Annotated in this window: 25 protein-coding genes; 12 read left to right on the top strand and 13 right to left on the bottom strand. The window is 68.0% G+C overall.

Features of this window, described 5'->3' with window-relative positions:
• Positions 1-141 precede the first annotated feature (141 nt).
• The 4 genes from ACFWM2_RS13595 to ACFWM2_RS13580 all read right to left on the bottom strand — a co-directional run bounded on the left by ACFWM2_RS13595 (position 142) and on the right by ACFWM2_RS13580 (position 4,847).
• Positions 142-1,359 carry an acetyl-CoA carboxylase biotin carboxylase subunit family protein gene (locus tag ACFWM2_RS13595; RefSeq protein WP_383277680.1) on the bottom strand — a complete coding sequence of 406 codons (1,218 nt, stop codon included), beginning with the start codon at positions 1,357-1,359 and terminating at the stop codon, positions 142-144.
• A complete protein-coding gene (locus ACFWM2_RS13590) occupies positions 1,356-2,597 on the bottom strand; it encodes an MFS transporter (RefSeq protein WP_383277677.1) in 1,242 nt (413 codons plus the stop codon). Before ACFWM2_RS13590 ends, ACFWM2_RS13595 begins: the two co-directional genes overlap by 4 nt.
• Positions 2,598-2,602: 5 nt before the next feature.
• Complete coding sequence (locus ACFWM2_RS13585; protein WP_383277674.1) at positions 2,603-3,856, bottom strand: ATP-grasp domain-containing protein; 1,254 nt, start codon at positions 3,854-3,856, stop codon at positions 2,603-2,605.
• Positions 3,857-3,932: 76 nt separating this feature from the next.
• Positions 3,933-4,847, bottom strand: coding sequence for a phytanoyl-CoA dioxygenase family protein (locus tag ACFWM2_RS13580; RefSeq protein ID WP_383277671.1), 915 nt, complete (start codon positions 4,845-4,847; stop codon positions 3,933-3,935).
• A gap of 223 nt (positions 4,848-5,070) precedes the next feature.
• Between ACFWM2_RS13580 and ACFWM2_RS13575 the strand changes: the two genes are divergently transcribed.
• From ACFWM2_RS13575 to ACFWM2_RS13540, 8 genes are all read left to right on the top strand, one after another.
• The gene (locus tag ACFWM2_RS13575; protein ID WP_383277668.1) at positions 5,071-6,996 is read left to right on the top strand and encodes a methylaspartate mutase subunit E; all 1,926 of its coding nucleotides are present in this window, start codon (positions 5,071-5,073) and stop codon (positions 6,994-6,996) included.
• Positions 6,997-7,056: 60 nt separating this feature from the next.
• The gene (locus ACFWM2_RS13570; protein ID WP_383277665.1) at positions 7,057-7,944 is read left to right on the top strand and encodes a TauD/TfdA family dioxygenase; all 888 of its coding nucleotides are present in this window, start codon (positions 7,057-7,059) and stop codon (positions 7,942-7,944) included.
• Between the two features lie 25 nt (positions 7,945-7,969).
• Positions 7,970-8,623: a cyclase family protein gene (locus ACFWM2_RS13565; protein ID WP_383277662.1), complete on the top strand. Its 654-nt coding sequence runs from the start codon at positions 7,970-7,972 to the stop codon at positions 8,621-8,623.
• A gap of 119 nt (positions 8,624-8,742) precedes the next feature.
• Positions 8,743-8,934 (top strand): hypothetical protein, encoded by a 192-nt coding sequence (locus tag ACFWM2_RS13560; RefSeq protein ID WP_383277659.1) that lies wholly within the window; start codon positions 8,743-8,745, stop codon positions 8,932-8,934.
• Between the two features lie 117 nt (positions 8,935-9,051).
• Entirely contained in the window at positions 9,052-9,414 is a 363-nt protein-coding gene (locus tag ACFWM2_RS13555; protein ID WP_383277656.1) for a hypothetical protein, read from the top strand.
• Between the two features lie 171 nt (positions 9,415-9,585).
• Positions 9,586-10,620 (top strand): hypothetical protein, encoded by a 1,035-nt coding sequence (locus tag ACFWM2_RS13550; protein ID WP_383277653.1) that lies wholly within the window; start codon positions 9,586-9,588, stop codon positions 10,618-10,620.
• Between the two features lie 52 nt (positions 10,621-10,672).
• Entirely contained in the window at positions 10,673-11,098 is a 426-nt protein-coding gene (locus ACFWM2_RS13545) for an ATP-grasp domain-containing protein (protein WP_383277650.1), read from the top strand.
• 98 nt (positions 11,099-11,196) lie between these two features.
• Positions 11,197-11,418, top strand: coding sequence for a hypothetical protein (locus ACFWM2_RS13540; protein ID WP_383277647.1), 222 nt, complete (start codon positions 11,197-11,199; stop codon positions 11,416-11,418).
• 156 nt (positions 11,419-11,574) lie between these two features.
• Here the strand turns inward: ACFWM2_RS13540 and ACFWM2_RS13535 are convergent, their stop codons facing one another.
• The 9 genes from ACFWM2_RS13535 to ACFWM2_RS13495 all read right to left on the bottom strand — a co-directional run bounded on the left by ACFWM2_RS13535 (position 11,575) and on the right by ACFWM2_RS13495 (position 19,565).
• Positions 11,575-12,432, bottom strand: coding sequence for a fumarylacetoacetate hydrolase family protein (locus tag ACFWM2_RS13535; RefSeq protein WP_383277644.1), 858 nt, complete (start codon positions 12,430-12,432; stop codon positions 11,575-11,577).
• 29 nt (positions 12,433-12,461) lie between these two features.
• Positions 12,462-13,931, bottom strand: coding sequence for a helix-turn-helix domain-containing protein (locus tag ACFWM2_RS13530; RefSeq protein ID WP_383277641.1), 1,470 nt, complete (start codon positions 13,929-13,931; stop codon positions 12,462-12,464).
• An 86-nt stretch (positions 13,932-14,017) separates the two neighbouring features.
• On the bottom strand, positions 14,018-14,611 hold the full coding sequence (folE, locus tag ACFWM2_RS13525) for a GTP cyclohydrolase I (RefSeq protein ID WP_383277638.1): 594 nt from the start codon (positions 14,609-14,611) through the stop codon (positions 14,018-14,020).
• An 83-nt stretch (positions 14,612-14,694) separates the two neighbouring features.
• On the bottom strand, positions 14,695-15,057 hold the full coding sequence (locus ACFWM2_RS13520) for a 6-pyruvoyl tetrahydropterin synthase family protein (protein ID WP_383277635.1): 363 nt from the start codon (positions 15,055-15,057) through the stop codon (positions 14,695-14,697).
• Positions 15,058-15,096: 39 nt separating this feature from the next.
• The gene (locus ACFWM2_RS13515; RefSeq protein ID WP_383277633.1) at positions 15,097-15,810 is read right to left on the bottom strand and encodes a 7-carboxy-7-deazaguanine synthase QueE; all 714 of its coding nucleotides are present in this window, start codon (positions 15,808-15,810) and stop codon (positions 15,097-15,099) included.
• A 52-nt stretch (positions 15,811-15,862) separates the two neighbouring features.
• A complete protein-coding gene (locus ACFWM2_RS13510) occupies positions 15,863-16,543 on the bottom strand; it encodes a 7-cyano-7-deazaguanine synthase (protein ID WP_383277630.1) in 681 nt (226 codons plus the stop codon).
• A complete protein-coding gene (locus tag ACFWM2_RS13505) occupies positions 16,540-17,541 on the bottom strand; it encodes an isopenicillin N synthase family dioxygenase (protein ID WP_383277627.1) in 1,002 nt (333 codons plus the stop codon). Before ACFWM2_RS13505 ends, ACFWM2_RS13510 begins: the two co-directional genes overlap by 4 nt.
• Positions 17,542-17,553: 12 nt before the next feature.
• Positions 17,554-18,813: a diaminobutyrate--2-oxoglutarate transaminase gene (gene ectB, locus ACFWM2_RS13500; RefSeq protein WP_383277624.1), complete on the bottom strand. Its 1,260-nt coding sequence runs from the start codon at positions 18,811-18,813 to the stop codon at positions 17,554-17,556.
• Positions 18,810-19,565, bottom strand: coding sequence for a class I SAM-dependent methyltransferase (locus tag ACFWM2_RS13495; protein ID WP_383278315.1), 756 nt, complete (start codon positions 19,563-19,565; stop codon positions 18,810-18,812). The genes ectB and ACFWM2_RS13495 overlap by 4 nt, the downstream gene beginning before the upstream one ends.
• Before the next feature lie 289 nt (positions 19,566-19,854).
• Here ACFWM2_RS13495 and ACFWM2_RS13490 point away from each other — a divergent pair, with 289 nt between their 5' ends.
• The 4 genes from ACFWM2_RS13490 (at position 19,855) to ACFWM2_RS13475 (ending at position 23,851) form a co-directional block, all read left to right on the top strand.
• Positions 19,855-19,974, top strand: coding sequence for a hypothetical protein (locus ACFWM2_RS13490; RefSeq protein WP_383277622.1), 120 nt, complete (start codon positions 19,855-19,857; stop codon positions 19,972-19,974).
• A 1,182-nt stretch (positions 19,975-21,156) separates the two neighbouring features.
• Positions 21,157-21,954 (top strand): alpha/beta fold hydrolase, encoded by a 798-nt coding sequence (locus tag ACFWM2_RS13485; RefSeq protein WP_383277619.1) that lies wholly within the window; start codon positions 21,157-21,159, stop codon positions 21,952-21,954.
• Between the two features lie 301 nt (positions 21,955-22,255).
• Complete coding sequence (locus ACFWM2_RS13480) at positions 22,256-22,453, top strand: hypothetical protein (protein WP_383277616.1); 198 nt, start codon at positions 22,256-22,258, stop codon at positions 22,451-22,453.
• An 87-nt stretch (positions 22,454-22,540) separates the two neighbouring features.
• On the top strand, positions 22,541-23,851 hold the full coding sequence (locus ACFWM2_RS13475) for an ATP-grasp domain-containing protein (RefSeq protein WP_383277613.1): 1,311 nt from the start codon (positions 22,541-22,543) through the stop codon (positions 23,849-23,851).
• The last annotated feature ends 458 nt before the right edge of the window (positions 23,852-24,309 follow it).

The following is a 24,309-nucleotide window of genomic DNA, read 5'->3' as shown; positions in this document are numbered from 1 at the left end:
TACCGCGTCGACTGCGCGCCTCCGTGGGGACGCCGTCGGACAACGACGCCTTTCTGCGGGCGGCCCATGCAGTGTGGGAAGAAACGACGGCGGGAGCGAAGACACCTCGGTGAGGCGGTGTCTCAGCCGTGTCCTGGCCGATCACTCCGGGGTGATGGAGACGACGAGTTCGCTCTTGACCTCGGCGAGCCGGTCGACGACTTCACGTGAGTCCTTGCCGCGGACGGACGCGACCGCGATCGCGTCCTTCGCCTGCCTGGGTCTCCTGACGAGTTCGCCCGGACGGTAGGGCGCCGTGAGCCGGAGCAGCCACTCGGCCCGCGGAGACGCGTCGAAGCCACGAAAGCGGCCCAGCCTCGGCGGGTAGATCATGGACCAGCCGGTCGCGGGCTGATCCACGGGCGCCTGATGTCCTCGGTCCGGGACAGTGCGTCCGATCTGCGGCAGGATGCTGGCGAAAAGCAGCGAAATCCCATGACGGTACCGAAATGTGGTGTCTATTCCGGCGCCGCCGGGGCGGCCACCCAATTCGCAGAACACCGGCTTTCCGCGGTCGTCGAGGAACACTTCGAGGTGTGTGACGCCACTGAACCAGGTGATGCACGCCAGCACCGCGCGGTTGAACTCCAGCAGGAGTTCGAGGTCCGGCCCGTCGTCGAGGGTGTGCGACCGGACCTGACCGTTCAGCGGAAACGCCTCGTGCGAGTCCAGGTACTGCGAGACGGAAGTGGCAACCGGCAGACCGTTGTTGACGACGCTGTCGATGTGGAACTGGCGGCCGGCGATGAATTCCTCGGCCTCGTAACGGTCCGTACTGGCGAACCCCTGCTGCTGCAAGCTCTTCAACTCGCTCTGGTCCCGCACGATGTGCACGTCCAAGGAGGAGGAGCCGAGGACGGGCTTGATGACGATTTGGCCGAACTTGTCGAGCAATTCTGCCGCCTGGCCGGGTTCGGATATTTCCATGAACTCCGGGACCCGGATTCCGTGCGCCGAGAAGTGGCGTTTCATCGCCGTCTTGTCGCGGAGCAGCAGCGTGTGCTCCGTTCCCATACCGCCGACGCCCATGCTCTCGCGCAGCCGCGCGGCCGGCAGCAGCAGCCGCTCCTGGGTCGCCACCACCCAGTCGAACTCGAAGTCACCGAGCAACTCGGGCAGCGACCCCGCGAGTTCGCCGGAGGGGTGGATGTCCACCGGGATGCTGCGGCTCACCTGGCCGGGAGTCAGCTGTGCGATGTCGCGGGGGCGCGCGAGAAGGGTGATGTCGAATTCGTCCGGAGGGAAGAAGGGGCTGCCGTCGTCGTGGCGGTAGGCGTCGTAACTCACATGGCTCACCAGAGCTACCCGTTGACGAGTCACTGCACCTCCGTGGTCACGGCGCGATGGGTATCGATTCCCGGCACCTGTTCAGACGTCACTGATGTGGATTTGATGGCCAGGTGCGCCAGCCCGGACGCGAGGGCCAGGGCCACTGCCGCGAGAAGCAGCAGCGCCCCCGGTCCCAGTGCCTGGATGACCAGGCCGCCGAGCGCTGCCCCGACGGATCCGCCCAAGGACATGAACGAACTGATCCACGACTGGGTCTCCGCGGCCAGGTTCTCCGGAGACAGTTCGCCTACCGTCGCCCACAGGGCCACGAAACTGGGGCCCACCGCGATGCCCATGACCGCCGCGGCCAGGATCAGGACCGCCGTCCCGATGAAGCTGGCCGCCGCCACCAGCAGGGTGCCCACGGACAGCACGGCCAGCGTGACCGGGAACGTGGCCCGGCTCGACCTGCCCGCCGGCAACGCTCCCAGGGCGAGGCCGCCCGCCATGCTTCCCACGGACATGCAGCTGAGGAGCACTCCGCTCATCACCGGTGCGTCGTGCTGCTGGGCCCAGGCGGGAAAGGCCAGTTCGATCGCGCGGACCGCCAAGAAGAAGGCCACCACCGCCACCATGGTCCGGCGCACCGCCCGGTCGCGCAGCGGGCCCAGCCAGTGGCGCTCCACGGACCGCGGCTGTCGGCTCTGGTGCGGCAGCTTGCGGGTGAGCAGCAGGAGGGTCGCGCCGGCGGTCAGCAGCGCGGAGGCGGCCAGGCCGGCCCAGGGTGCCACGGCCACCACCAGGAGGGCGGCGATGGTCGGACCCACGATGTATCCCACGTCGGTCAGTAGGGCATCCAGCGACAGGATCGTTCTCCGGAGCTCGCCCGTGGTCATCGCGCGCCACATCAGCCGGGTCACGATGTAGATGGGGGGAAGCGACGCCGATGCGACGAACGCGCAGCCAAGTGTGAGGACGAACGGTCCGTGTGCGCTTTCGTTCAGCACCAGGACGGTCAGCGCGCCCAGGTACGCCACGAGCCCAGGAACCATCACCCGGGCGTAGCCGTTGCGGTCCATGAGCCGGCCCCGCAGCGGGACGGTGGCTCCGGCCAGCGCGGACACGGAGACGACCACGGCCGCCTGGCCGAGGCCCCGATAGTGCGCGACCTCGAGCAGGAGGGCGACCGAGGAGATACCGGGCTTCAACTTGCCCGCGACAGCCGCGAACAGGGATGAGCCGAACTTGGGCAGGGCGAAGAGTTCCCGATACGCGGACAAGAACTTCATCGGGATCAGCAGACCGGTTCGATCACGGGTTCCACGGTGTCGCGGACCGCGGCCATGCGCTCGATCAGTGACCGGCGGTCCGGCGCGGAGACACTCACCCTGAGCGGAATGGTCGGAATGCTGGTGGTCGTCGGCACCATGTCGCCCGGCCGGTAGCGCACCACCAGCTTGTCCACGCCGGGCAGCCGCTCCACCTTGTCCAGCCCGCGGATCTCCACCAGACGACCGGCCGGTCCGTCGTTGCGAATGGCGTTGGCGCCGCAGAAGCTGTCGAACTTCACCGGCTCGGTCGCGATCCTCGGCACCTCGCCCAGCCGGCCGGCCAGGGTCTGGCGATGCGGGTCGAGATCGCTGTGCGCGATCCACGCGTCGATCATGGGATAGGCGGGCAGCCGGGCTCCCAGTTCGATGAGGTGGGCCTCGCCGGCCGACATCTTGATCTCGGTGTGACTGGGGCCGATCCGCACGCCGAACGTGTCGAGCACCTGCCGTACGTAGTCGACGGCGGTCTGCCAGTCGGGGTCGTCCTGGGAGATCTGCGCCCACTCCCAGTAGGGGAACGAGTAATCCCGGTTGTCGGGTTGCCGGTATTCCCAGATGTCCAGGACGTGGTGCGCGCCATCGTGCGAGAAGAAGTTCACGCCCAGTTCCCGCCCGCGCACGTACTGCTCGACCAACCAGGCTTCGACCGGCCGTCCGAAGTGGTCGGTCCGGTGCAGGGCCGACAGGTCCTCGGCGTCCTGCGGCTCGCTCAGCAGCCGGATCCCGTGCGACCCGGCCCCGGTCGTGTGCTTGGCGATGGCGGGGAAGCCCACCTCGCGCGCGGCCCGGGCGATGTCGGCCGCGTCCTCGACCATCTCGTAGCGGGGAATACGGACTCCCGCGCGCGCGGCCGTCTCCCGCATCGCGGACTTGTCCCGGCGGGCGAGGGCCAGCCGCGCGCCGTTGCCGGGCAGGCCGAACTCCTCGGCCAGCGTGTCCGCCTTGTCGACGGCCACGTCGTTGGCGGGCACCACCGCGCGGATGTCGGCGCCCAGTTCGGCCAGTCGCGCCCGGATCTCGTCGAGTTCCGTGGCGTAGAGAGTGACCGTGTCACCGACGGTGTGGTCGGGGTACCTGGCCTGGATGTGCTCTCGGGGCATGGTGTAGACGGAGACAACGGCCATTCCGCGCTCGGCCACCTGGGGTTTGAAACCCATGCTCGGCCCACAGGGGTCCATCAGCACGACAGCGGGTGTGCCGCTCAGCGGGCTGGTCATGATGCTCCATGTCGCTTCTCGTCCGGATGCGGGGGTCAGGTCAGGCCGACGGCGGTGTCCGCACGCCGGAGGGGGCTCACATCGTGGAGCCCGCCGTGTCCTTCGTGTCGTATTCGTGGGAGAAGTAGCCGGTGGACAACTTCGTCCCGTCACTCACGTGTGAGCCCTCCTGGACCTGGTACAGCGAGTTGAACTCCGCCGCCGCGATGGGGAGTCGCCACTGGCCGGCCTCGCTGCGTACGGCCCTGGAGGCACTGCCGCGCACGAGCTTCGCCGTCGGCTCGTTGTGCGCGGCGTGCGGGCCGTAGTAGACGGGAAGGGCGTCGGCAGCGCGGTAGGACGGGATGAAGACGCGGCGGTACAGGTCGGAGAGGTTCTTCTCCGACGAGTGCAGGAGCAGCGGGTGGATGAACACCACCGATCCCGCGGGGCCTTCGCAGTCGACGATCGCCAGGTCGTTCAGGCCCGCGTCCGCCGGTGACGAGACCTTGCCGACGAAATAGCCGTCCGCCTCGTGCGGGATCAGGCCGTGCCGGTGCGAACCGGCGACGACCCGCAGACAGGCGTTCTCCCGCGTCGCGTCGTCGAGATAGATCAGCGTGGCGACCAGGTCGGTGTTGGTGTGGGGGTAGAACGCGAAGTCCTGGTGCCACTCGACGACGCTGCCCACGATTGGCGGCTTCACATTGAGCTTCGAGTACTGGAGCACGATGTCGGAACCGATCAGTTGCTCCACCGCGTCGAGGAGCCGGGGGTCCTCCGCGATGCCGGCGAAGAGCTCGTCCCGCGAGGTCGGAGCCCAGATGCGGCGAGCCTTGGAACCGTCCTCCGGTTCCGCCTCGGCCACACTGGCGAGGTCGGCGGAGGAGAGCAGGTCGTCGACGACGGATCGCGCCTTCTCGATCAGCTCGGTGTCGAATATTCCGTCGACGACGCAGAATCCGTTCGCACGGTAGAAATCAACCTGACTGTTGCTGAGTATGCCGCCCATCGAATTATCCTTCCCAACCTAACGTTGCAGCTCCCGCAGATCCTTACGATCCAATTCGTACACGTCACCCATCACTCGCCGCAAGGCATGCCCCGTCGTTCCGAGAGGCAGTTGTGCCACTCAATGCGCACTCTTCTGCCGGGCTTCTGCCGCTGATACATGTGCACTTCCTGGCTAGTGTCGACACCACACTTGCCCCGCACTTCTCCGCTCGAGGTATTCAATGTCAGAGACATTGCCGACGCCACGGTCGATCGTGCTCGGTGGGATCGGCGCCGACGCTCATTCGGTGGGTCTCACACTGCTGAAGCACGCCATCACCGAGGCCGGCCATGCGGTCGATTTCATGGGCACGCAGAACAACCTCGACGACTTTTTCCGGCATGCGGCGGACGCTGATGTCGTAATGGTTTCGTGCATGGACGGTCATCTGCGCCACTATCTGAAGCAGTTTCCGGACCTCATGCTCAGATATCCCGACATCGATACGCTCTGGTATGCCGGTGGAAACCTGGACGTGGGAAGTTCCGAACGAATACGCGGTGAAGCGCGCCGGCTGGGCTTTCGACGAGTCTTTCCGACGTACGTCGACATTCCCACGGTTCTCTCGGTGCTGACCGAGGACCTGCTGACCAGGCCTCCGGTGGTGCGCGGCAAACCGGCCGCCGCCCCCTGGCCCACCGAGCCGGGCACGGCGCCGCCCGACCAGCGGCTCACCCTGGACGAGGTGCGACGGCAGCGACCCGAGGTCCTGGAATCCTGGCCGACCGGCGCACGGGCAAGGGACTTGGCGGACAACGCGGCCTTCCTCCTCCGCCAGCCGTCGTTCGCTCACGCGCACTCACCGCGCCCCCGGGGAGAACGGCCGTTCCTGGTGCAGCCGCGCTCGGGCGTGGCAGTCGCCGCCGAGCAGCGCACGGCCTTCGTGGCCCTGCGTCGGGCCGGTGCGGACGTGCTGTCCTACCAGATCGATTCGCTCACCAGGAACAACGAATACCAGAAGGCCGGGGACGCGATCGCGGAGAGCCGGGAACGCGGTGCTTCCACGCTCAATGGTTTTCCCATGGTGAATCACGGGGTCGACGTACTCCGGCAGGTGATCTCGGAGGTACGGACACCGCTCCAGACCCGCCACAGCACACGTGACCCGCGACTTCTCGCCGAGATCTCGTGCGCCGGTGGCGTCACCGGTTTCGAGGGTGGCGCGATCACTTACAACATTCCCTATTTCAAGGACTACTCACTGGCCCAGTCGCTCAGAAGGTGGCAGTACGTCGACCGGCTGGTCGGTCTCTACCGCGAGAAGTTCGGCGTGGTCATCGACCGTGAATTCTTCGGCACCCTCACCGCGGTCCTGATCCCGCCGAGTCTGGCGATCGTCGTCAACGTGATCGAGGCGATGCTGGCGGCCGCCCAGGGTGTGGGATCGGTTTCGCTCGGATACGCCGAACAGGGAAATCGGTCCCAGGACATCGCGGCGATCAGGGTCCTGCGCGAACTGGGCCAGAAATATCTGGCCAACCTGGGATATCCGGGAGTTCAGGTAAACGTCGTGTTCCACCAGCACATGGCGGCGTTTCCGCAGGACCGGGCGCGGGCGACGCAGTTGATCGTGGCCTCGGCCGCCACGGGTCGGCTGTCCGGGGCCTCGCGGCTGATCGTGAAGACACCGGTCGAGGCAACCACCATTCCCTCGGTCTCCGACAACCAGGAGGGCTTGCAGCTGAGCCTGCTGGGCGCGTCGGAGGCGCACAACATCGAGGTGGACGAGCGGACGGTCCGCGAGGAGGCCACCGTCCTGCGGGCCGAGGTGGACCAGATCCTCGAGAGTGTCCTGCTGGCCGGCGACGGCAGCCTCACGGACGGTGTGGTGAAGGCGTTCGCGCGCGGCTTCCTGGACGTGCCCTTCTCGCCCAGCGTCTACAACCGCGGCGATGTACTGACGGCCCGGGACGTCCACGGTGCGGTGCGCTATCTGAACACCGGCCGGCTCAGGTTCTCCTCCGATGTCATCGACTTCCATCGGAGCCGGATGGGCGAACGTCGCAGGACCGAGCAACCGCCTGTGCGCAGCGAATGGCAACTTGTCGAGCGTGATGTGCTGCGCATTCCATCGGGCCATTACCGGAAGTGGCCGCTCGATGCGTGAAAGACACCTGATCGCAGACCAAGTCGCACTGATCTCCTCATAGAAACGGGCAGAGTCACGATGGCAACAGAATTCACGATCCCGGAGTTCACGATCCCCGGCGCGGCGGTCTCGGCGCTGCTGGCGCGGGAAATAGACACGGACACACCTCTGGACAAGTGGCCGACCGAGACTTTCTCGACGGCCAGTACGGAGATTCTGGCGCTGCGGAACGACATAGCGGCGGCCATCAGCAAGGACGCGGGAGGCGCCGTCGTGCGAGTCGCCCCCGAGGGACTCAGCGACCACGACATCAGCACCCTCTACTGGAACTTTTTCACGACGCTTTTCCGCCCGGTTCCGCAGTACAGCTCCGGTGAACTCATCTATCCCGTCGAGGTCAAGGCCGGGGCCGCGGCGACCAGTCATTACTCGAACTCGAACAAAACGGGTAACTACCACACCGATGGCACTTTGCTGCCGCAGCTGCCCGACGTCGCGTTTCTGTTCGGCCTGTCCTCCGCGACGGGTGGGGAGACGCTGCTGATGGACGTCGAAAACCTGGTTCAGCAGCTCACCCAAATTGACCCGGCGCACGTCGCCGAACTGAGCCGGCCCGTTCCGTTCGACGTGAAGGACCAGATGGCGGGCGTCAAAATCAAACGGCAGCCCGTGCTGACGCACACGGACAATGGCTACGAGCTGCGTTATGTCCGCATGTACATCGAGCAGGCATTCGCCGCCGAGGAAACTCCGGTGCCGCCGCAGCTTCTCGCGGCCATGGACGAATTCGACCAGGTCTCCGCCGCCGCCGCTGTGAACGCGGAGGCCGTGCTGCTCGAACGTGGCGTCGGCCTGCTGTGGGACAACCGGCGGATGCTCCACGGTCGCCGCCCGTTCCAGGAGACCATCTCCCACCGCAGGCTGCGCCGCATTTACGGGGTGCAGGAAGACGGACGAGCCAATTAACCCGAATCGAAGGAGTGGGCACCGCATGCCACACACAGTTGATCTCTCCCGCCCGCTCGAGACGGGCATGCCGCACGCGCGCACGATCCCGGCCCCCGAATTCACGCCCACCAGCACCTGGGCGAAAGACCGGATGCGGGTCATGCGACTGAACATTCCGACCCATATCGGCACTCACGTGGACGCCCCGTCGCACTTCGTCGAGGACGGTGCCACGCTCGACCAGCTGCCGGTGTCGACGCTGGTCGGCCGGGCGTACTGCATCGAGGTACTGCGGGACGAGCCCGTCCCGATCACCGCGGCCGACCTGAAGTCCGCCGTCGACCTCGAACCCGGCGACGCCCTGCTGATCCGCACCGGCTGGGACGACCGCTACGGCGAGCCGGCCTATATGGACAGCCATCCCTACCTCGCGGTCGACGCGGCGGAATGGGTCGTGGACGCAGGGCTTCGCCTCATCGGCATGGACACCATCAGCCCCGATCTGCCGATGAGCATGCGCCCGGCGAACTTCCCCTACGACGTGCACCGCACGCTGCTGGGGGCCGGCACGCTGATCGTGGAGAACCTCGTGCTGCGGGAGGTCTCGGACCGATGGAGCACGCTGTTCGTCGGCGTGCTCAACGTCCTCGGCGGCGACGGCGCGCCCGCGCGGGCACTGGCCGTGCTGGACGACTGAGCTCTTTGCGGCCGTCGTGCGGGTGCGGGGCGTGCGCGTGGACCCGCACGACACCTTCTTCCGCACCGGTTCGCTCAGCGGCTCCGCTCAAGGGCCGGACGCCTGGCGCCTGGCGCCTGTTGAGCGGCATCGGGATTCTCGAAGCCACCGGGTTCATGGTCACCGTGCCCGCCGTGCACTCGATCACCTGGAGCGACACGATGGTGCCGCTCCTGGGTTTCGACCTCGGCGAGGTGCGCACGCCACCGTCGGTGCGGCTGTGCACCCGTGAGATCGAGGTCCATCGCGACCGACTGCGTCTGGCCGACTGAGGGTTGGAGTTCCCGGCGGCGGTGTGCCCGGCGGTCCGCCGGCCTGGTGACCGGGTCTTCGTCGCGGAGAGCGAACGCAGGCTGACCGCCCTCCGCCAGTTGACGGGTGCGTCCGAAGTGACCGTCCTCGTGCAGCCATGGCTCGGCGAGGACGTCGTCGAGCACGTGGTGGTGTGTGTCGACGGCGAGCCGACCGGGCTGGAGGGGGCGCTCGCCGAGCGGCTGTCCGCCCCCGCGAAGTCCGTCGCGACCGAACTCGGACTCGCCTACGTCCGGGTCGGGTTCGTCCAGGATGCCGATCGGTTCCGGCTGTCGCGCGTGGACTGCGCGGGCTTCGCAGCCGACGTCGACTGGTTCTCCGAGATCGAGATCGACGGCTCCGCCGGGCGTGACCCCGACCTGGACCAGGTCCGCTTCGGCTCCTACCGCTCCCGCTTCGACACGTTTGTCGGCGATCTCCGATCGGGCGGCGGCCACTGACCGGCACACTCTGCCCTCCTTTCTTCTCCCCTGCCATTCCTCACTTTCCCAGGAGGCATTTGAGTGCGTCAATCCGCGCTTTTCTGCCGGGATTCTGCCGCTGGCGGATATGCACTTCTCGGCTAGTGTCGAAACACCGTTTTCCCCATACTTCTCTGCTTGAGGTGTTCAATGTCAGAGACATCGCCGATGGTCGCCAAGGACGGGCGATCATCAGCAGTCGAAATACTGGACTGTACGCTCCGTGATGGTAGTTACGCTGTGGACTTCAAGTTCACCGAAGATACGATCAAGAGCGTTCTGACCGGTCTTGAAGCATCAGGTGTCCGGTTCGTCGAGCTGGGTCACGGGATGGGCCTCAACGCCGCCGAGCACACGGCTCATTCCACCCTTGTCTCCGACGCACAGTGCTTCGGCATCGCGTCCGAGACGCTGACGAACGCGAGTTGGGGGATGTTCTGCATCCCGGGAATCGCCGAGCTGGATCACCTCAGACAAGCCGTGGCCGCCGGCATGCAATTCGTCCGGGTCGGTGTGGACATCTCCGCCGTCGAACCGGCCGAGGCCTTCATCGCCCTCGCCAAGGACCTCGGCATCACGACGTTCGCCAACCTCATGAAGACGAACGTACTCGGCGCCGACGGTGTCACGGACGCGGTCCGCCAGTGCGCGGAGTACGGCGCCGACACCGTCTACCTCGTCGACTCGGTGGGCGGTTACCTGCCGTCGGAAATCACCGAACTGTTCGAGAAGGTTGGCCAGTCGGTGACGGTTCCGCTCGGCTTCCACGGGCACGACAACCTGAGCCTGGCCAACGCCAACGCCCTCGCGGCGGCGATGAGCGGAGCGCGGTTCGTCGACACGACGCTCGACGGCATCGGCCGCGGGGCAGGCAACACCGTCACCGAGACGTTCGCAGCGACCCTCCACACCCAGGGCAGCGCCACCACGTACGACTTCCGGGCTCTCGCGGAGCTGAGCGAGTCCGTCGTCCGCCCCTTGGAGCGACTGCACGACGACCGCACGTACCAGCTCGTCGGCGGTGTCACCCGCACGCACTCCAGCTTCTTTCCGCTGATCAGCAGGTGTGCGAAGACCGCGAACGTCGACGTCTTCGAGCTGATGGCCGCGGTCGCCGACATCGACCGGGTCCACCCCGCGGAGGACATGGTGCTCAAGGCCGCCAACGCCATGGCCGCGCGCTAGTCGTAGTCGTCGCCGCTACGGAGAGGAGTTCTGGTGGAAATCGAGGGACCCGGTGGTCCTGCTGATCGACCCGGCCGACAGCAGGAACGGACGCGCGTACAGGGACGCCGTACACGATCTGGGTTTCCGCGTGGTCTCGCTCTCCACAGGTCCGCCGTCCACAGCCGCGCCCCTGCCCGTCGATTCCGACGGTGAGCTGTCGCTGCACGCCGACGACGTGGACGACGCCGTACGGCAGGTCCGTGCGGCCGGGTTGGACCTGCGGTCGTCGTCCCCTCCCGTCATCGTGAAGCAGACGATGGGCTCGGGGTCCTACGGCGTCCTGGTCATCGGTGAAGCGGCGGAACTGAACGAGGCGACCAAGGAATTGGTAGTTGACTGGCTCGACCAGCCGGTCACCGAATGGCTGGTCGAGCAATATGTGCGCGGGCGTGAGTACGCGGTGAATTCCGCAGCGCCGACGGCGAACGCCGGCTGATCGACATCTGGGAATACCGGCGGCCCGGTGACCGCGACTGCGATTTTCCCCTCTGGGACATTGTCCAGATCGACGGCACCCATCCCGACCACGCCCGGGTGGAACGGTATTGCAACCAGGTGCTCGCCGCGTTCGACATCCGTTATGGACCGGGCCGCATCGAGGCCAAATGCGCCGGCGACGGGGACGAGGAGATCCACCTGAACGAGCCCGCGGCCCGGTTCTCGGGCGGCCCCGCGGTACCGATGTGGCTGCGCACTCCGATCCACGGCCGTTCCACGACGCCGTGGAGTGCTTCCTCGGCCGGCGTCCGAACATGATCGACGGGGATCACGGGTTCAAGGCTGTGCTGGGTGCATCGTCATTCGCAACGACGACGCACCCGGCCATGCCGGCCCGACCGTCCGATGAGTGTGCTCGGTGCCGTCATCCCGTCGGCACCGAGCACAGGTCAACCTCGCTCAACTCCCCTTGGTCTAGGCGGCCTTGAGCTTGACCGCGTTACGGAGGGCGCCGACGCCCTCGACCAGGGCCTCCACCGTGTCCCCGTCGTGGATGACGCCGGCGCCGGGGGTGCCCGTGGCGATCACGGTTCCGGCTTCGAGGAGCATGCCGCCGGAGAAGTAGCCGACCTGCCAGTAGGGGTCGTACTTCATCGCGGACACCTGGTTGGACGCGATCGTCTTCCCGTTGACGACGGTGGAGATCCGCACGGCGGACAGGTCCGGGATCTCGTCGGGGGTGACGACCCAGGGGCCGAGGCTGCAGAAGGTGTCGAAGGCCTTCGCCCACGGAATGTGGCGGGGGTTGACCCGGATCACGTCCTCGGCGGTCATGTCCAGCAGGGCGGTGTAGCCGAAGATGACGGACGAGGCGTCCTCGGGTGCCACGTCACGGCAGGTGGTGCCGATGACCACGCCGAGCTCGGCTTCGGCGGTGACGCGCTGCGACTGGCTGGGGAGCAGGATGTCGTCGCCGTAGCCGATCACCGTGGAGGGCGGCCGCAGGTAGGAGCCGGGGGCGTCGGTCGGCTGCGGTACGTCCAGGTCGTCGGCGTGGCGCACGTAGTTCAGGCCCACACCCCACAGCTTCGGGGGGTACCGGTAGATCGGCCCGAACTCCGGCTCGGCCCGTACGGCGGCGACATCGATGTCAGGCAGGGCGGCGACCGTGGCCGCGAGGGCGACGGCCTCGCCCTTCTGGATGATGTCCAGCATGGTGGGGCCGTAGGTGGTTCCGGCGGTCACGTTGACGAGGCTGAGCGCGGCGATTCCGCCGGGCACCGAGATGCCGACGTCGTCGCCGGTGTCGGTACGAAGAGTGCAGAGGCGCACTGGTCAAGTCCTTTCTGGTGATGCCCGGTTCAGGCGGCTGTGTGCTGTCCGGCTAGGTCGTTCCGGCCCGCGATCGCGTGCTGTCCGGCGATGCCGACGATGTTGAGCACCTTGAACATCGCCACGTCGTGGCGGTCCACGCGGCGGAGGATGCCGAGGATGACGAGGTGATAGATGTCGTCGGCGCAGTCCGCGGCCGGCAGGCCCATCTCGTCCGCCACCTCCGGAACCGACCAGTAACCGTCCGTCTCACGGGACGTGTTGAGGGACATGGTCGCCAACAGGTCGCGTTGGCGTCCGCTCAGCGTGGCGACGGTGTGCTGGACCGACGCGTAGGCGTCCAGTCGCTGATGGTCGCCGCGGGGTCGTCGGGCGACGGTGAGCGGCTCGACGGTGAGTTGGTGGGCGAGCTGCCGCAGGGAGTAGATCAGGCTCCAGTGGGCGGCGGATTCGAGAGCGGCGGGAAGGCCGTCGAGCGCGCGGCAGATCCGGGCGACGTCCGCGAGGACCTGGGAATTCGGACGGAAGGCCGGCTGAATGCGCTTCGTCTGGGCGAGCAGCAGCGCCACCGAAGCCACCGTGTCCAGGTCCGCCGGCTCGGTGTCGGACGAGGGCACCGGCAGTGGGGCGAGGGGGAAGAGGGTGTCGTAGGGCATGTCGACCGGGTTTCTCGTGGTGACGAGAATCCGCAACCGGGGGCATACGGCCAGGAGTTGGGCCGCGGTGTCCGCCGACTCGTCCTCGGGCCGGGCACCGTCGAGGACAAGGAGGCTGTTCGACTCCCCGATGGTCTCGGCCAGGCGCCGCCGGACGTCGGGCCCGCGGTGCACGTCCTCGCGCATCCACGGGGGCTGCTCCGGGGCCCCCAACGGGGGCTTTCCGCCGCGGAGTCGGTCGTCGTCGAGGGGCAGCCAGAGGACCGTCGACTGCTCGGCCGCCTCCAGTGCGTGCGCCACCTCCAGTGCGAGCCGGGTCTTGCCGACGCCCTCGATCCCGGTGATCGTGATCAGGCGGTGGTGCTCGGCGCCGAGCATCGTCGTCAGCGCCGCCACCTCCTGCTCCCGACCGATGAGCGGGCCGCTCACGGCCGGCTCGGCGGCCCCCGTGAGGAGCCCGAGCGAGTGGTCGTTCGCCAGCCGGCTCATTTGCCGGGCGGTGACACCGAGGGCGTCGGCGAGCAGGCGCAGGGAGTCCGCCCGGGGGTGCCGCACCCTCCCGTTCTCCAGGTCGCGTATCGCTCGCACGCTGAGCGTGCTGGACCGCGCCAGCTGCTTCTGGGACAGTCCGCTCCGCAACCGCAGGTCGCGCAGGCGACGGCCGAAGGGCGCGGCCCCCGTTCCGCAGTCGTCGGCCCCGCCCTGCCGGAATCCGATCGGAATGTTCTGTGTGGTCGATTCACCGGCGGCGACGGCCGGTTCGCGGAGCAGGGTCATCGGCGTTTCCCGCTCCGAGGGCCGAGTGGAGATCCGGCCGATTCCTGACACCGATGGTGTTTCCATGGCACATGCTCCTTTGGGCCGCGGCAGCGACCAGGTACGGGGCCATGGCAGCGGCCCCGGATAGGTCTCAAGGGTGCGGATCGCTTTCAGGGGCGTAGCAGGTTGAACATCTCGGCCCGCAGCCCGGCATCCCCGCCGAAGGCCCCGCGATAGGCCGTCGAGGTCATCTGGGCGGCCGCCTTGATGCCGCGCATCGTCATGCACAGGTGCTCGCCCTTGGCGATGACGGCCACGTCCTCCGCCCCGCTGAGCGCGGTGACGGCCTCGGCGATCTCGGAGACCAGCCGCTCCTGCACCTGGAGCTTGTGCGCGTGCCGATGGGCGATCCGGGCGAACTTCGACAGGCCCAGCAGCCGGTCGGTAGGCCGGTAGGCGATCGTCACCGAGCAGTTGAACGGCAACAGGTGGTGCTCGCACAGGGACCAGACCTGGATGTCGGAGACGACCACCAGCTGCTGGGTGCCGACCGACTCGAACAGGGTGCCGACCGACCCCGGCTCGTAGTTGATGAACTCACGCCACCAGCGGGCGAACCGCGCCGGTGTGTCGCGCAGCCCGTCGCGGTCGGGGTCCTCCCCTATCTCCTTGAGGAGTTGCCGGGCGAGTCCGACCAATGGGTCTTCCTCTCGCGGCTCCTCCGAGTCGACGTCATCATCCTGCACCCACGTCGTCACAGACATTCAGGCACCTCTCCAGTCCGACCGGCACGGCCGTTGCTCGATTCCGATGAACGGGCGGCTGCTCCGGGCAGCCGGCCGGCGTTTCAGGGCCGGTACTCGGCCCAGGTCTTGGGGGTTTCGGAGATACGCACGGAGGTCAGCTCCGGGAACTCCTTGGACCAGCGCTCGTAGAGCCACACCGCGAGGTTCTCGGCGGTGGGGTTGGTGCCCACCAGGTCGTTGAGGTGACGGTGGTCGAGCGTCTGGTCGAGCCATGACTTGAAGGGGGCCAATTCGCCGTAATCACGGACGAATCCCGTCGGCGTCAGTTCCGTGAGATCGGCGCTCAGTTCCAGCTCGACGACGTAGTTGTGGCCGTGCAGCCGGGCGCACTGGTGTCCCTCGGCCAGGCCGGAGAGCCGGTGGCTGGCGGAGAACTCGAACTTCTTCGTGATGCGCAGCGTCATATCTCCGATTCGTCCTTCTCGCTTGATGCGGCCACGCGTTCAGACAGCACGCGTGTCGCCCCACAACAAGGTGTGCAGGCGTGTGGTGAGGTTCCAGCCCCGTGCGATCACCGCGTCGGCCAGCTCGGCCATGTGCCGGCCCACCTCGGCGCCGGTCTGGCCCTTCGGCATGATCCAGACCTGGTCGAGGCCGAACTCCTCGACCAGCCCGGCCACTTCGTCCAGGTCGCCGGTGTCGCGGCAGACGAACTTGAACGTGGTGCCGTCCGTCGCCGCGAGGCTTTTCAGCGCGTCGGGCACGATCCGCCGATGGACCGGGTCGCCCGAGTGGGCCAGTTTCGGCGAGACGTTGAAGCGGACTTTGGCGGCCACCAGGGCCGGGTCGGCGGCGTGCGTGCCGTTGGTCTCGATCTCGATCTCCAGGCCGCGCGCCGTGAGCAGTTCGACCAGCGGGACCAGTCGGTTCTGCTGGCCGAGCGGCTCGCCGCCGGAGATGACGATCAAGTCGACGCCGAACGCGAGGAGTTCCTCGGCGACCTCGAGGACGGGACGGCGGTGCAGCTCCTCGCGGGGGTCGTACGCGACCCCGGAGTCGCCCGCTCCCGTCCAGTCCCAGGTGTAGGGCGTGTCGCACCACGAGCACGACAGGTTGCAGCCGCCGAGCCGCAGGAACGCGCACCTGCGGCCGAGGGAGCGGCCCTCGCCCTGGACGGTCGGGCCGAAGATCTCGTTGACTACGAGTTCCGGTTCCACGCGGCACCGCCTCCTTCCGTGTCGGGGCCACCGGTGCGGCGGCCGGCAGCGGTCACCGCGGTGTCCGCGCTTCGCGGTAGACCATCGGGTCCGTGATGCCGAGGTCCGCGAAGGCTCCGCGCCGCTCCACGCACGCCGCGCACGCGCCGCAGTGGATGTCCTCGCCGCGGAAGCAGGTCCACGTCTGGTCCCAGGGCACGCCGAGCTTCTCGCCGAGGGCGACGACTCCGGTCTTCGGCAGTTCGATGAGCGGAGCGAGCAGTTCGACCTCGGGCGGGAGCGAGCCCTTGGTCGCCACTCGCTCCATTGCGAGGAACAGCCGCAGGAACTCCGGGGAGGTGTCGGAGGGGCCGACGTCCTCGGCCATGACGCCGAAGGCGACGGCGTCCGCCCGCACGGTGACCGCCAGCGCGAAGGCCACCGACAGCAGTACGGCGTTGCGGTTCGGCACGATGTTCGGGTTCCCGCCGACCGGCCGGTCCGGGCGGGGCACGGCCACGGAGGGATCCGTCAGCGACGATCCGCGCATGACGCTCCGCAGCGAGCGCAGATCGACCTCTTCGTACGGCGCACCGAGCCGCTCTGCGGCAGCGGCGGCGAATTCGAGTTCCTTGCGGTGGCGTTGACCGTAGTCGACGGCCAGCACCTGAAGGTCGTGACCCTCGGCTGAGAGGTGGTGCGCCATGGTGACCGAGTCGATCCCACCGGACACGACAGTAACGATTCTGCTCATGCTTCGGCCCCCGGAATGGAGTCGGGCGAGACACCGAGCTTCTCCAGGACGCTCCGCCGCGCGTACGCCGGCGACAGCCCCCGGCCGCCACCGACCGGAGCGGCCAACGGCTCGATCAACGTGTCGGGGTCGGTCTCGAAGAAGAAGACCAGCGAGAGCAGTTCCTCGTCCGGAGCCGCCGGGCTGGGCGGCAGCACCCGGTGCTTCAGCGCGCGCCAGCGACCGTCGGTCCACTGCTCCATCAGGTCACCGAGATTGACGACGAGCGAGTCCGGGCCGTACGGCGGCGGGAACCAGCCCTGCTCCTCGTTCCACGCCTGCAACCCGCCCACACCCTGCTGACGGCTCAGCAGCGTGACCGTACCCAGGTCGGTGTGCGGGCCGTTGCGGAACTGACCGCGAGCGACCTCCCCGATGCTCGAATACGACGGGTACCAACTGGCGTTCTGCGTCCAAGTCGCCTTCCGCGCCCGCGAGGTGAAGAAGCCCTCGGGCAGCCCCAGCGTGACGGCGAGCACCTCGTTGACCGCCTCAACCACCCGCACCATGTGCGACGTGTACGCCTCCGCGGCCGCCCGCAACTCCGGCAGCTCGACCGGCCAGCGGTTCGCCGGATAGTTGAACCGGTCGCGCCGCTCGTCGCCGGTACGGTGACCTGGCCCCGCGTAGAACGACTCGTGCAGGTCCGGCGCGCTCGGGGCCTGTTCGCCCTCGCTCACCGGCACCCCGACCCCGCCGGGGGGATGCATCTCCAGCCACCCGCCGTCGTACGCGGCCTCGATGGCGTACTGGGACTTGACCTTCTTCGGCAGAGCGAAGAACCGCCTCGCCGTGGCCCGGAAGTCGTCGATCACGGCTTGCGGCACACCGTGCCCGGACGCGAGGAACATGCCGGTGTCGCGCAGCGCGGCGTCCAACTCCGCGGCGATCAGGGCGCGTTCGGCGTCGGACGCCCTGTGCCACGCCTCGAGGTCGACTTCGGGAATTTTGCCTGACACAGCCGTGACCTCTCACTTGCTCCGCTCGAGTACCGGGACCACGCAGGTACGGATGATGTCGAGACCTTCGTCCAGGTCGTCGTCGCTGATGGTCAGCGGGGGCAGCAGCTTCACCACGTCGGCGGCCGCACCGGACGTCTCCATGAGCAGGCCGTTCTCGAAGGCCGCGACGCATACCTCGCGGGCCGCGCCGGGCGTGGCGAACCGCAGCCCGGACGCGAGCCCCCTTCCCCGGACCTCCAGGCCCGCCTCGGGGTGCTCGGCGGCGATGGCGCCCAGGGCCGCCGCGATCCGCTCCCCGCGGGCGCGGGTGGACTTCTCCAGCGTCCCGTCGCTCCAGTAGGAGCGCAGTGCCTGCGCTCCGGTCACGAAGGACCCGCTGACACCGCGGAACGTCCCGTTGTGGTCGCCCGGTTTCCAGACGTCCAGCTCCGGCCGGATGAGGGTGAGGGCCAGCGGGAGGCCGAACCCGCCTATGGACTTGGACAGACACACCATGTCGGGGGTGATCCCGGCGTCCTCGAAGCTGAAGAACGACCCGGTGCGGCCGCAGCCCATCTGGACGTCGTCCACGATGAGCAGCACCTCGTGCCGCTTGCACACGGCCGCGAGGTCGCGCAGCCAGTCCGCGTCGGCGGCCTGCAGCCCGCCCTCGCCCTGGACGGTCTCCACGATGACGGCGGCGGGCCGGTCCAGCCCGCTGCCCGGGTCCGACAGCAGCCGGTCGAGATGGTGCGGGCCGCTCTCCCCGATGCCCGGATAGCCGTCGTAGGGAATCGCGGTCGTCAGGGTCAGGGCCACGCCGGCGGCCGCGCGCTTCGTCACGTTGCCGCTGACCGCGAGGGCTCCCAGGGTCATCCCGTGGTACGAGTTGGTGAAGCTCACCACCGACTGCCGTCCGGTCACCCGCCGGGCGAGCTTCAGCGCCGCCTCGACCGCGTTCGCACCGCCCGGGCCGGGGAACGCCACCTTGTACCGCAGCTCTCGCGGCGTCAGGACGACGTCCTGGAAGGTCTCCAGGAAGTCCCGCTTGGCAACGGTGGACATGTCCAGCGCGTGGGAGACCCCGTCGCGGACGATGTAGTCCACCAGGGCCTGCTTGAGGAAGGCGTTGTTGTGCCCGTAGTTGAGCGCGCCCGCGCCGGCGAAGAAGTCCAGGTAGGGCCGACCGTCCTCGGAGAACAGCCGACTGCCCTGCGCCCGGTCGAACACGACCGGCCACAGCCGGCTGTAGCTGCGGACCTCGGACTCGAGTTCGTCGAAGACCGTCATATCGCCCTCCTCGCCTGGACCACGAACCAGTGCCGGTCGAGCCGGACACCGCGATCACTGCGGGCCGATGCCACATAGCGCTCGAACGCGGCCCGGTCCGCCGCCGTGTCGTAGTCCTCGAAGATCGGCACCTGGCGCAGGAACCGGTCGAGTTCGACCGGCGAGTGGTAGAACTCCTCGGTCCTGAAGGCCTTCTCCAGCACCACCGTGAAACCTGCCCCGGTGAGCTCCGCCACCACGTCGTCCATCACCGGTCTGCCGTCCCAGCGGCCGTAGAGCTGGCCCCGGCCGAAGACCTCCTTCAGCTCGCGGACGTCCGTCTCGCCGATGCCCATGTAGATCAGATGACCGCCGGGCTTGAGCACCCTGCGGAACTCGCCCGGGAACAACGGCCCTCGCCGGGACGTGAGCACGTCGGCCTCACCGTCAGGAAGGCCAGTACGGGAAGCATCACGCCGCTCGAACCTGACGTGCCCCAGCCCCGTCTCCTCACGCTTCCGCTCGGCGGACTCCAGCATCGGCGCCGACATGTCGATGCCGAGCACGCTTCCGAACGCCGGGGCGATCCTCAGCAGGCTTCGCCCATCGGCGCAGCCGACATCGACCAGCCGGCCATCCGGACCGCCCAGGCCCCTCGCCAGCTCGTCAAACGCAGCCTCCGGATCACCGTCCGGGAAGACGTCAGCACGCAGCCCCCCGCTGGTATATTCGCCGAACTCGTCGGCAACCCTCGAGTAGAAATCCGGGTTCATGATCACCTAACTCGGTTTAGTCGATCCGGCAGAACCAATACGCGGAATCCGTTCGGCATGTGGGTCGTATTGCGTCCGACCGCCGACGGAAAACCTGCGTCAAAGCGTCAACAGCCACGCGCTGTGATCGCGCTGCAGAGGAAGCAAACGCACGGCGCACTTCTCGTGGGGGACGGTGCGGAGGGGGTCCGCACCGCGGACGGGACGCCGGCGTCACATGAGTCCCCGTGGGGCGGATGCGCGAACTCGCTCCCTCGGGGTGTCGGTCGCCAATCGCTGCCCCTGCTGTGTGCGCGCGCACAGCATGCTGCTGCATGCCACCGGGGACCACGCGCTCGCGGAGACCGTGGCACGCGGCGAGGCGCCCGCCGACGAGCGGCACGCGCGCGTGCCGGCGTGGGGAGGGTGACGCGGACTCCGGGTGCGCCGAGCTGATGCCGTTCCCCTTCCCCGTCGCTCACGCGCTGGGGCGAGGGGACCGTGACGCCGGTCGCTCCGGAGACGGTGTGGGGCCGTGACGTCGGAGACGCCGTCGACTGCGCCCTCTCCCGCGCGCCGACCCGGACACTCTGCGCCCGTACGAGACGGATCGCGGCGTCCGCTCAAGGCCGCGGTGTGGCTCGTGACAGCGCGGCGGCCCGGCTGAGACGGCGCACGAGTCGAGGCACGCGGCCCACAGTCCGTCAACAGTGAGCCGTACTCGATCGCCCGGTTCGGTCCGCTCTTCGAGCCATGCCGACGTTCGATGCGCGAGCAAATCCAGTTCGGAATAAGAAACGGTGTCGCAATCATCCATCGAGTCCGGATGTCTGGCGAACGTAAAGGCCATCCGATTGGCGTTTAATTCCGTACGCCACTCAAGGGTCGACAGCAGATTAGGTCCGGCCATCCGGACATCTCCCCACTTCCACAAGTCGAAAATGATCGAACCGGCGGCAGATATTACATCACGCCCACCTACTGGCTATATGCCGGAAATAAAGACCGGTTCCGGAGGAAGCGGCCCGCCAGCAGTAAAGATAGCCACGCCGAAACCAAGACATGGGCCCAAGATCATCAAGGCCAGGTAAATAATCAGAGGCTCGGAGAATGCACAGAAAATGCTTATTTCGAATTCAACCAATGAACGTTCTCCAACACCACGCTGATGCGTGGTGAAGGACGAGGACGGCCTCACGACGCGGTGATCCTGTTGGTGCTGCAGCGGAGCTTCCTCAAAGTCACTGACGTCGTCGCTCCGGCGGACGACGTCGAGAACGAGTCCGAGGTGCTCAGTCCTGGAGGTGGCCGCGGGAGCCGCCCTCGGCCCAGATCCGCGAAAGCCGCCGCAAGCGGCTCCTCGCCACAGGCAGCAGGAAGTGCTCGAAACGCCTCACGTTGAGCTTTCCGTCATGTCACCTCCGGGAGGCGGAAGAGGCTCGGTCCCCCGGAAGGGCCGCAGAAGGAGAGGGCGGCAGGAAGGCGGCAGAGGGGAGGGGCCGGTGGTCGAAGCTGCCTCCCTCGCCGGCCCGTCCCGCCTTGTGACGCCTGCTGGCGGACTGAGATGCTCGCCATGGCGGATCGCCGACCACGTCACACGAAAGGAGCCACCGTGCCGTACGCCGAGGCTGCGGACGGAGCTCGCATCGCGTACCAACTCCAAGGCGACGGCCCTGTACTCGTCCTCCTCGCCGGCCAGGCGAACAACCATCACTGGTGGGACGGCGTCCGCGACGGCTTCACCGGGCGGAGCACCCTCACGATCGATTACCGGGGCACGGGGGAGAGCGACAAGCCGCACGGGCCCTACTCCACCGAGGGGTTCGCCGATGACCTCACCGCCGTCCTCGATGAGCTGGCGGTGGACCGGGCGGACGTGTACGGCACCTCCATGGGCGGGCGGGTCGCGCAACGGTTGGCCGCCCGTCGACCCGAGCGGGTACGTGCCCTGGTGCTCGGCTGCACCTCGCCCGGCGGCCGTCACGCCGTCGAGCGTGGCACCGAGGTCCGCAGGTCCCTGAGCTGGTCCGATCCGGCCCAGACACGCCGGGCCCTGCTGGAGCTGATGTACACCCCTGCCTGGCTCGCCGCCCATCCCGGCCCGTACCACACCCTCGGTGATCCGGACATGCCGAGGCACGCACGGCGCGGACACCTGACCGCCAGCGACCGGCATGACGCGTGGGACGAGCTGCCCGGCATCGCCGCCCCGACCCTGGTGCTGCACGGCACCGACGACCTGCTCAACCCCGCCGCCAATGCACCGCTGCTGGCAGCCCGCATCCCCGGCGCCCGCCTGGAGCTGATCCAGGGCGCCCGGCACGCCTATTTCGAGGAGCGTCTCGACCTCGTCGGCCCTCTCGTCCTCGACTTCCTCGACCGCCCCGACAAGAAGGTGGACTCCCGGTGACCCGCATCGACGATCTGCCCGTACGGGACGAGCTGCGCGGAAAGACCCCCCTACGGCGCTCCCGAACGGGATGTTCTGGTGCGCCTGAACGTTGACGAGAACCCCTTCCCGCTGCCGAAGCCGCTGGTGCGGGCCACGACGGAGCGGTGCTTTCGATCACTGGTGGCCTCAACCGCTACCCGGATCGGAACGCGATGGCGTTGCGGGCCGCGCTGGCCGGGTACGTAACCCGCGCCACCGGCCATCCGGTGGATGCCGGCTCATCGGGGGCATCACCCGGATGCACTCCAGCTTCTTCCCAATGATCAGCCGGTGCGCCGAGGCAGCGAACGTCGACGTCTTCGAGCTGATGGCCGCGGTCGCCGAGATCGACAGGGGTCACCCTGGTGAGGACATGGTGTGGGAGGCGGCGAACGCCATGGCCGCGCGCCAGCCGCCCCCTGGGCCCTCGGATCCTGACGGTGTCGCGTTGCGGCACCGTCGCCCGCAACGGTCCTGATCCGCCGGACAGACCCGGTCCCGCGCACGGGGAAGCTCCCCCCTCGCCCGTACCGACCTTCACCCTCCTGGCCCGAGAAGAGATGCCGTGACCTCGAGAGACCCCGTCGTCCTGCTGATCGACCCCACCGCGTCGGGAAACGGACGCGACTACCGGATCGCCATACGAGACCTCGGTTTCGATGTGCTTTCCCTGTTCACCGGTCTGTCCCCGGCCGCAGACCGGCAGGCCGACCCCGGCGACGCGATGTCGCTGCGCGCGGACGACGTCGATGACGCCGTCCGCAGCATCCGCGCAGCCGGCTACGACGTCCGGGCGGTGGTCCCCGCCAACGGTTCCAGTCTCCACGTGGCCGACGAGATCGCCGCGCGGTTCGGTCTGCCGGGGAACGAGCCGGGTCTGGGATGGGCGAGGCGGAACAAGGCGGCGATGCGGGCGAGGGCCACCGACGCGGGGGTGCGCGTCCCCGAGTACCGGCTGGTCGGTTCCCTCGGCGAGGCGGCGGAAGCTGCGCGGGACATCGGCTTCCCCGTCATCGTGAAGCAGACGATGGGAACCGGGTCGGCAGGCGTCCTGGTCCTCAGCGGCGAGGCGGACCTGGCCAAGCTGGACCGGACGTGGACGGACCTGTTCGGCGCGCCGGTCACCGAATGGATGGTGGAGCGGTATGTGCGTGGCCGGGAGTACGCAGTCAATTTCTGCAGCGCGGGCGGCGAGCACAGGCTGATCGACATCTGGGAGTACCGCCGGCCCGACGACCGGGACTACGACTTCCCGCTGTGGGACATCGTCCAGATTGACGACAGTCACCCGGACCACGGTCCGGTGGAGCGGTTCTGCCGGCAGGTGCTCGACGCGTTCGGTCTCCGCGTGGGGCCGGGCCACATCGAGGTCAAGTGCGACGCCGACAGCGACGACGTGTACCTGATCGAGCTTGCCGCCCGCTTCTCCGGCGGACCCGCGGTGCCGATGTGGTCCAGACATTCCGATCTGCGACCCTTCCACGAGGCCGTGGAGTGCTACCTCGGCCGCCGTCCGAACGTGGTCGACGGGGATCACGGATTCCGCGCCGTGCTGGGCTCCGTCGTTGTCCGCAACGACGACGCCCCCGGCACGCTGCTGGCCGTGCACGGGCTGGACGAGCTGCGGGCGCTGCCCGGCGTCGCCGACGTACTCGTCGGGTTCGAGCCCGGCGATCCCGTACCGGTCACTGACCACAACATGTGCATCCCGGTCAGCGCCTCGGTCCACGGCCCGGACCGGGCGACGGTGCTGCGCACCATCGCCGCCGCACGGGCGGCGGTCAGGCTTGAGATCGCCCCCGATCCCGCCGAGTCGCCCATGGCGGCAACGGCCCCGAGGCTGGTGGCCGAGGGGGACGCACGGACTCCGGTTTGAGCTGCCGGCGTTGCTGACCGACGTCGGGCGCGATCCTCCTCATGGACTCCGGGACCGGGGGCGAGCTGCCGTCGACCCGATTGAATTCCGGTGCGCCGCAGGAGCGGTCAGGCCGGCTGGTCCGGGGGAGGCCGGGGCCGGGATCAGGCAGAGCCGTTGGGCCTCTAAGGGCTTGCGGGGAAGCAACACTTTGAATCCGCACAATCCCTTGGCGAAGAAATGCATCAGCGGCAGAAGCCCGGCAGAAAAGTGCGTATCCCATGGCGTAACCGCCTCTCCGGCCGGCATTGAATGCCTTGCGGCACGTGGCCGTGACGTGTAGGAATTGAACCGCAAGGATCTTCGTTATCCGCAAGGGCGCGACGAGGAAAGGTTTACTCGGTGGCCGGCATCCTCAGTGATAGTCAGGTAGATTTCTACCGTGAGAACGGGTTCTGCGTCGTCGACGGAATATTCGA

The organism is Streptomyces sp. NPDC058371 (assembly GCF_042723265.1).
Lineage (GTDB): Bacteria > Actinomycetota > Actinomycetes > Streptomycetales > Streptomycetaceae > Streptomyces.
This window is presented reverse-complemented; position numbering and strand designations above follow the sequence as displayed.

Coding starts and splice junctions, on each gene's coding strand:
- ACFWM2_RS13585 (WP_383277674.1), bottom strand. CDS start 3,856: ATGACCAGCCCGCTGAGCGGCACACCCGCTGTCGTGCTGATGGACCCC.
- ACFWM2_RS13575 (WP_383277668.1), top strand. CDS start 5,071: ATGTCAGAGACATTGCCGACGCCACGGTCGATCGTGCTCGGTGGGATC.
- ACFWM2_RS13530 (WP_383277641.1), bottom strand. CDS start 13,931: ATGGAAACACCATCGGTGTCAGGAATCGGCCGGATCTCCACTCGGCCC.
- folE (WP_383277638.1), bottom strand. CDS start 14,611: ATGTCTGTGACGACGTGGGTGCAGGATGATGACGTCGACTCGGAGGAG.
- ACFWM2_RS13495 (WP_383278315.1), bottom strand. CDS start 19,565: ATGAACCCGGATTTCTACTCGAGGGTTGCCGACGAGTTCGGCGAATAT.
- ACFWM2_RS13510 (WP_383277630.1), bottom strand. CDS start 16,543: ATGAGCAGAATCGTTACTGTCGTGTCCGGTGGGATCGACTCGGTCACC.
- ectB (WP_383277624.1), bottom strand. CDS start 18,813: ATGACGGTCTTCGACGAACTCGAGTCCGAGGTCCGCAGCTACAGCCGG.
- ACFWM2_RS13480 (WP_383277616.1), top strand. CDS start 22,256: ATGATCAGCCGGTGCGCCGAGGCAGCGAACGTCGACGTCTTCGAGCTG.
- ACFWM2_RS13590 (WP_383277677.1), bottom strand. CDS start 2,597: ATGAAGTTCTTGTCCGCGTATCGGGAACTCTTCGCCCTGCCCAAGTTC.
- ACFWM2_RS13565 (WP_383277662.1), top strand. CDS start 7,970: ATGCCACACACAGTTGATCTCTCCCGCCCGCTCGAGACGGGCATGCCG.
- ACFWM2_RS13550 (WP_383277653.1), top strand. CDS start 9,586: ATGTCAGAGACATCGCCGATGGTCGCCAAGGACGGGCGATCATCAGCA.
- ACFWM2_RS13580 (WP_383277671.1), bottom strand. CDS start 4,847: ATGGGCGGCATACTCAGCAACAGTCAGGTTGATTTCTACCGTGCGAAC.
- ACFWM2_RS13570 (WP_383277665.1), top strand. CDS start 7,057: ATGGCAACAGAATTCACGATCCCGGAGTTCACGATCCCCGGCGCGGCG.
- ACFWM2_RS13520 (WP_383277635.1), bottom strand. CDS start 15,057: ATGACGCTGCGCATCACGAAGAAGTTCGAGTTCTCCGCCAGCCACCGG.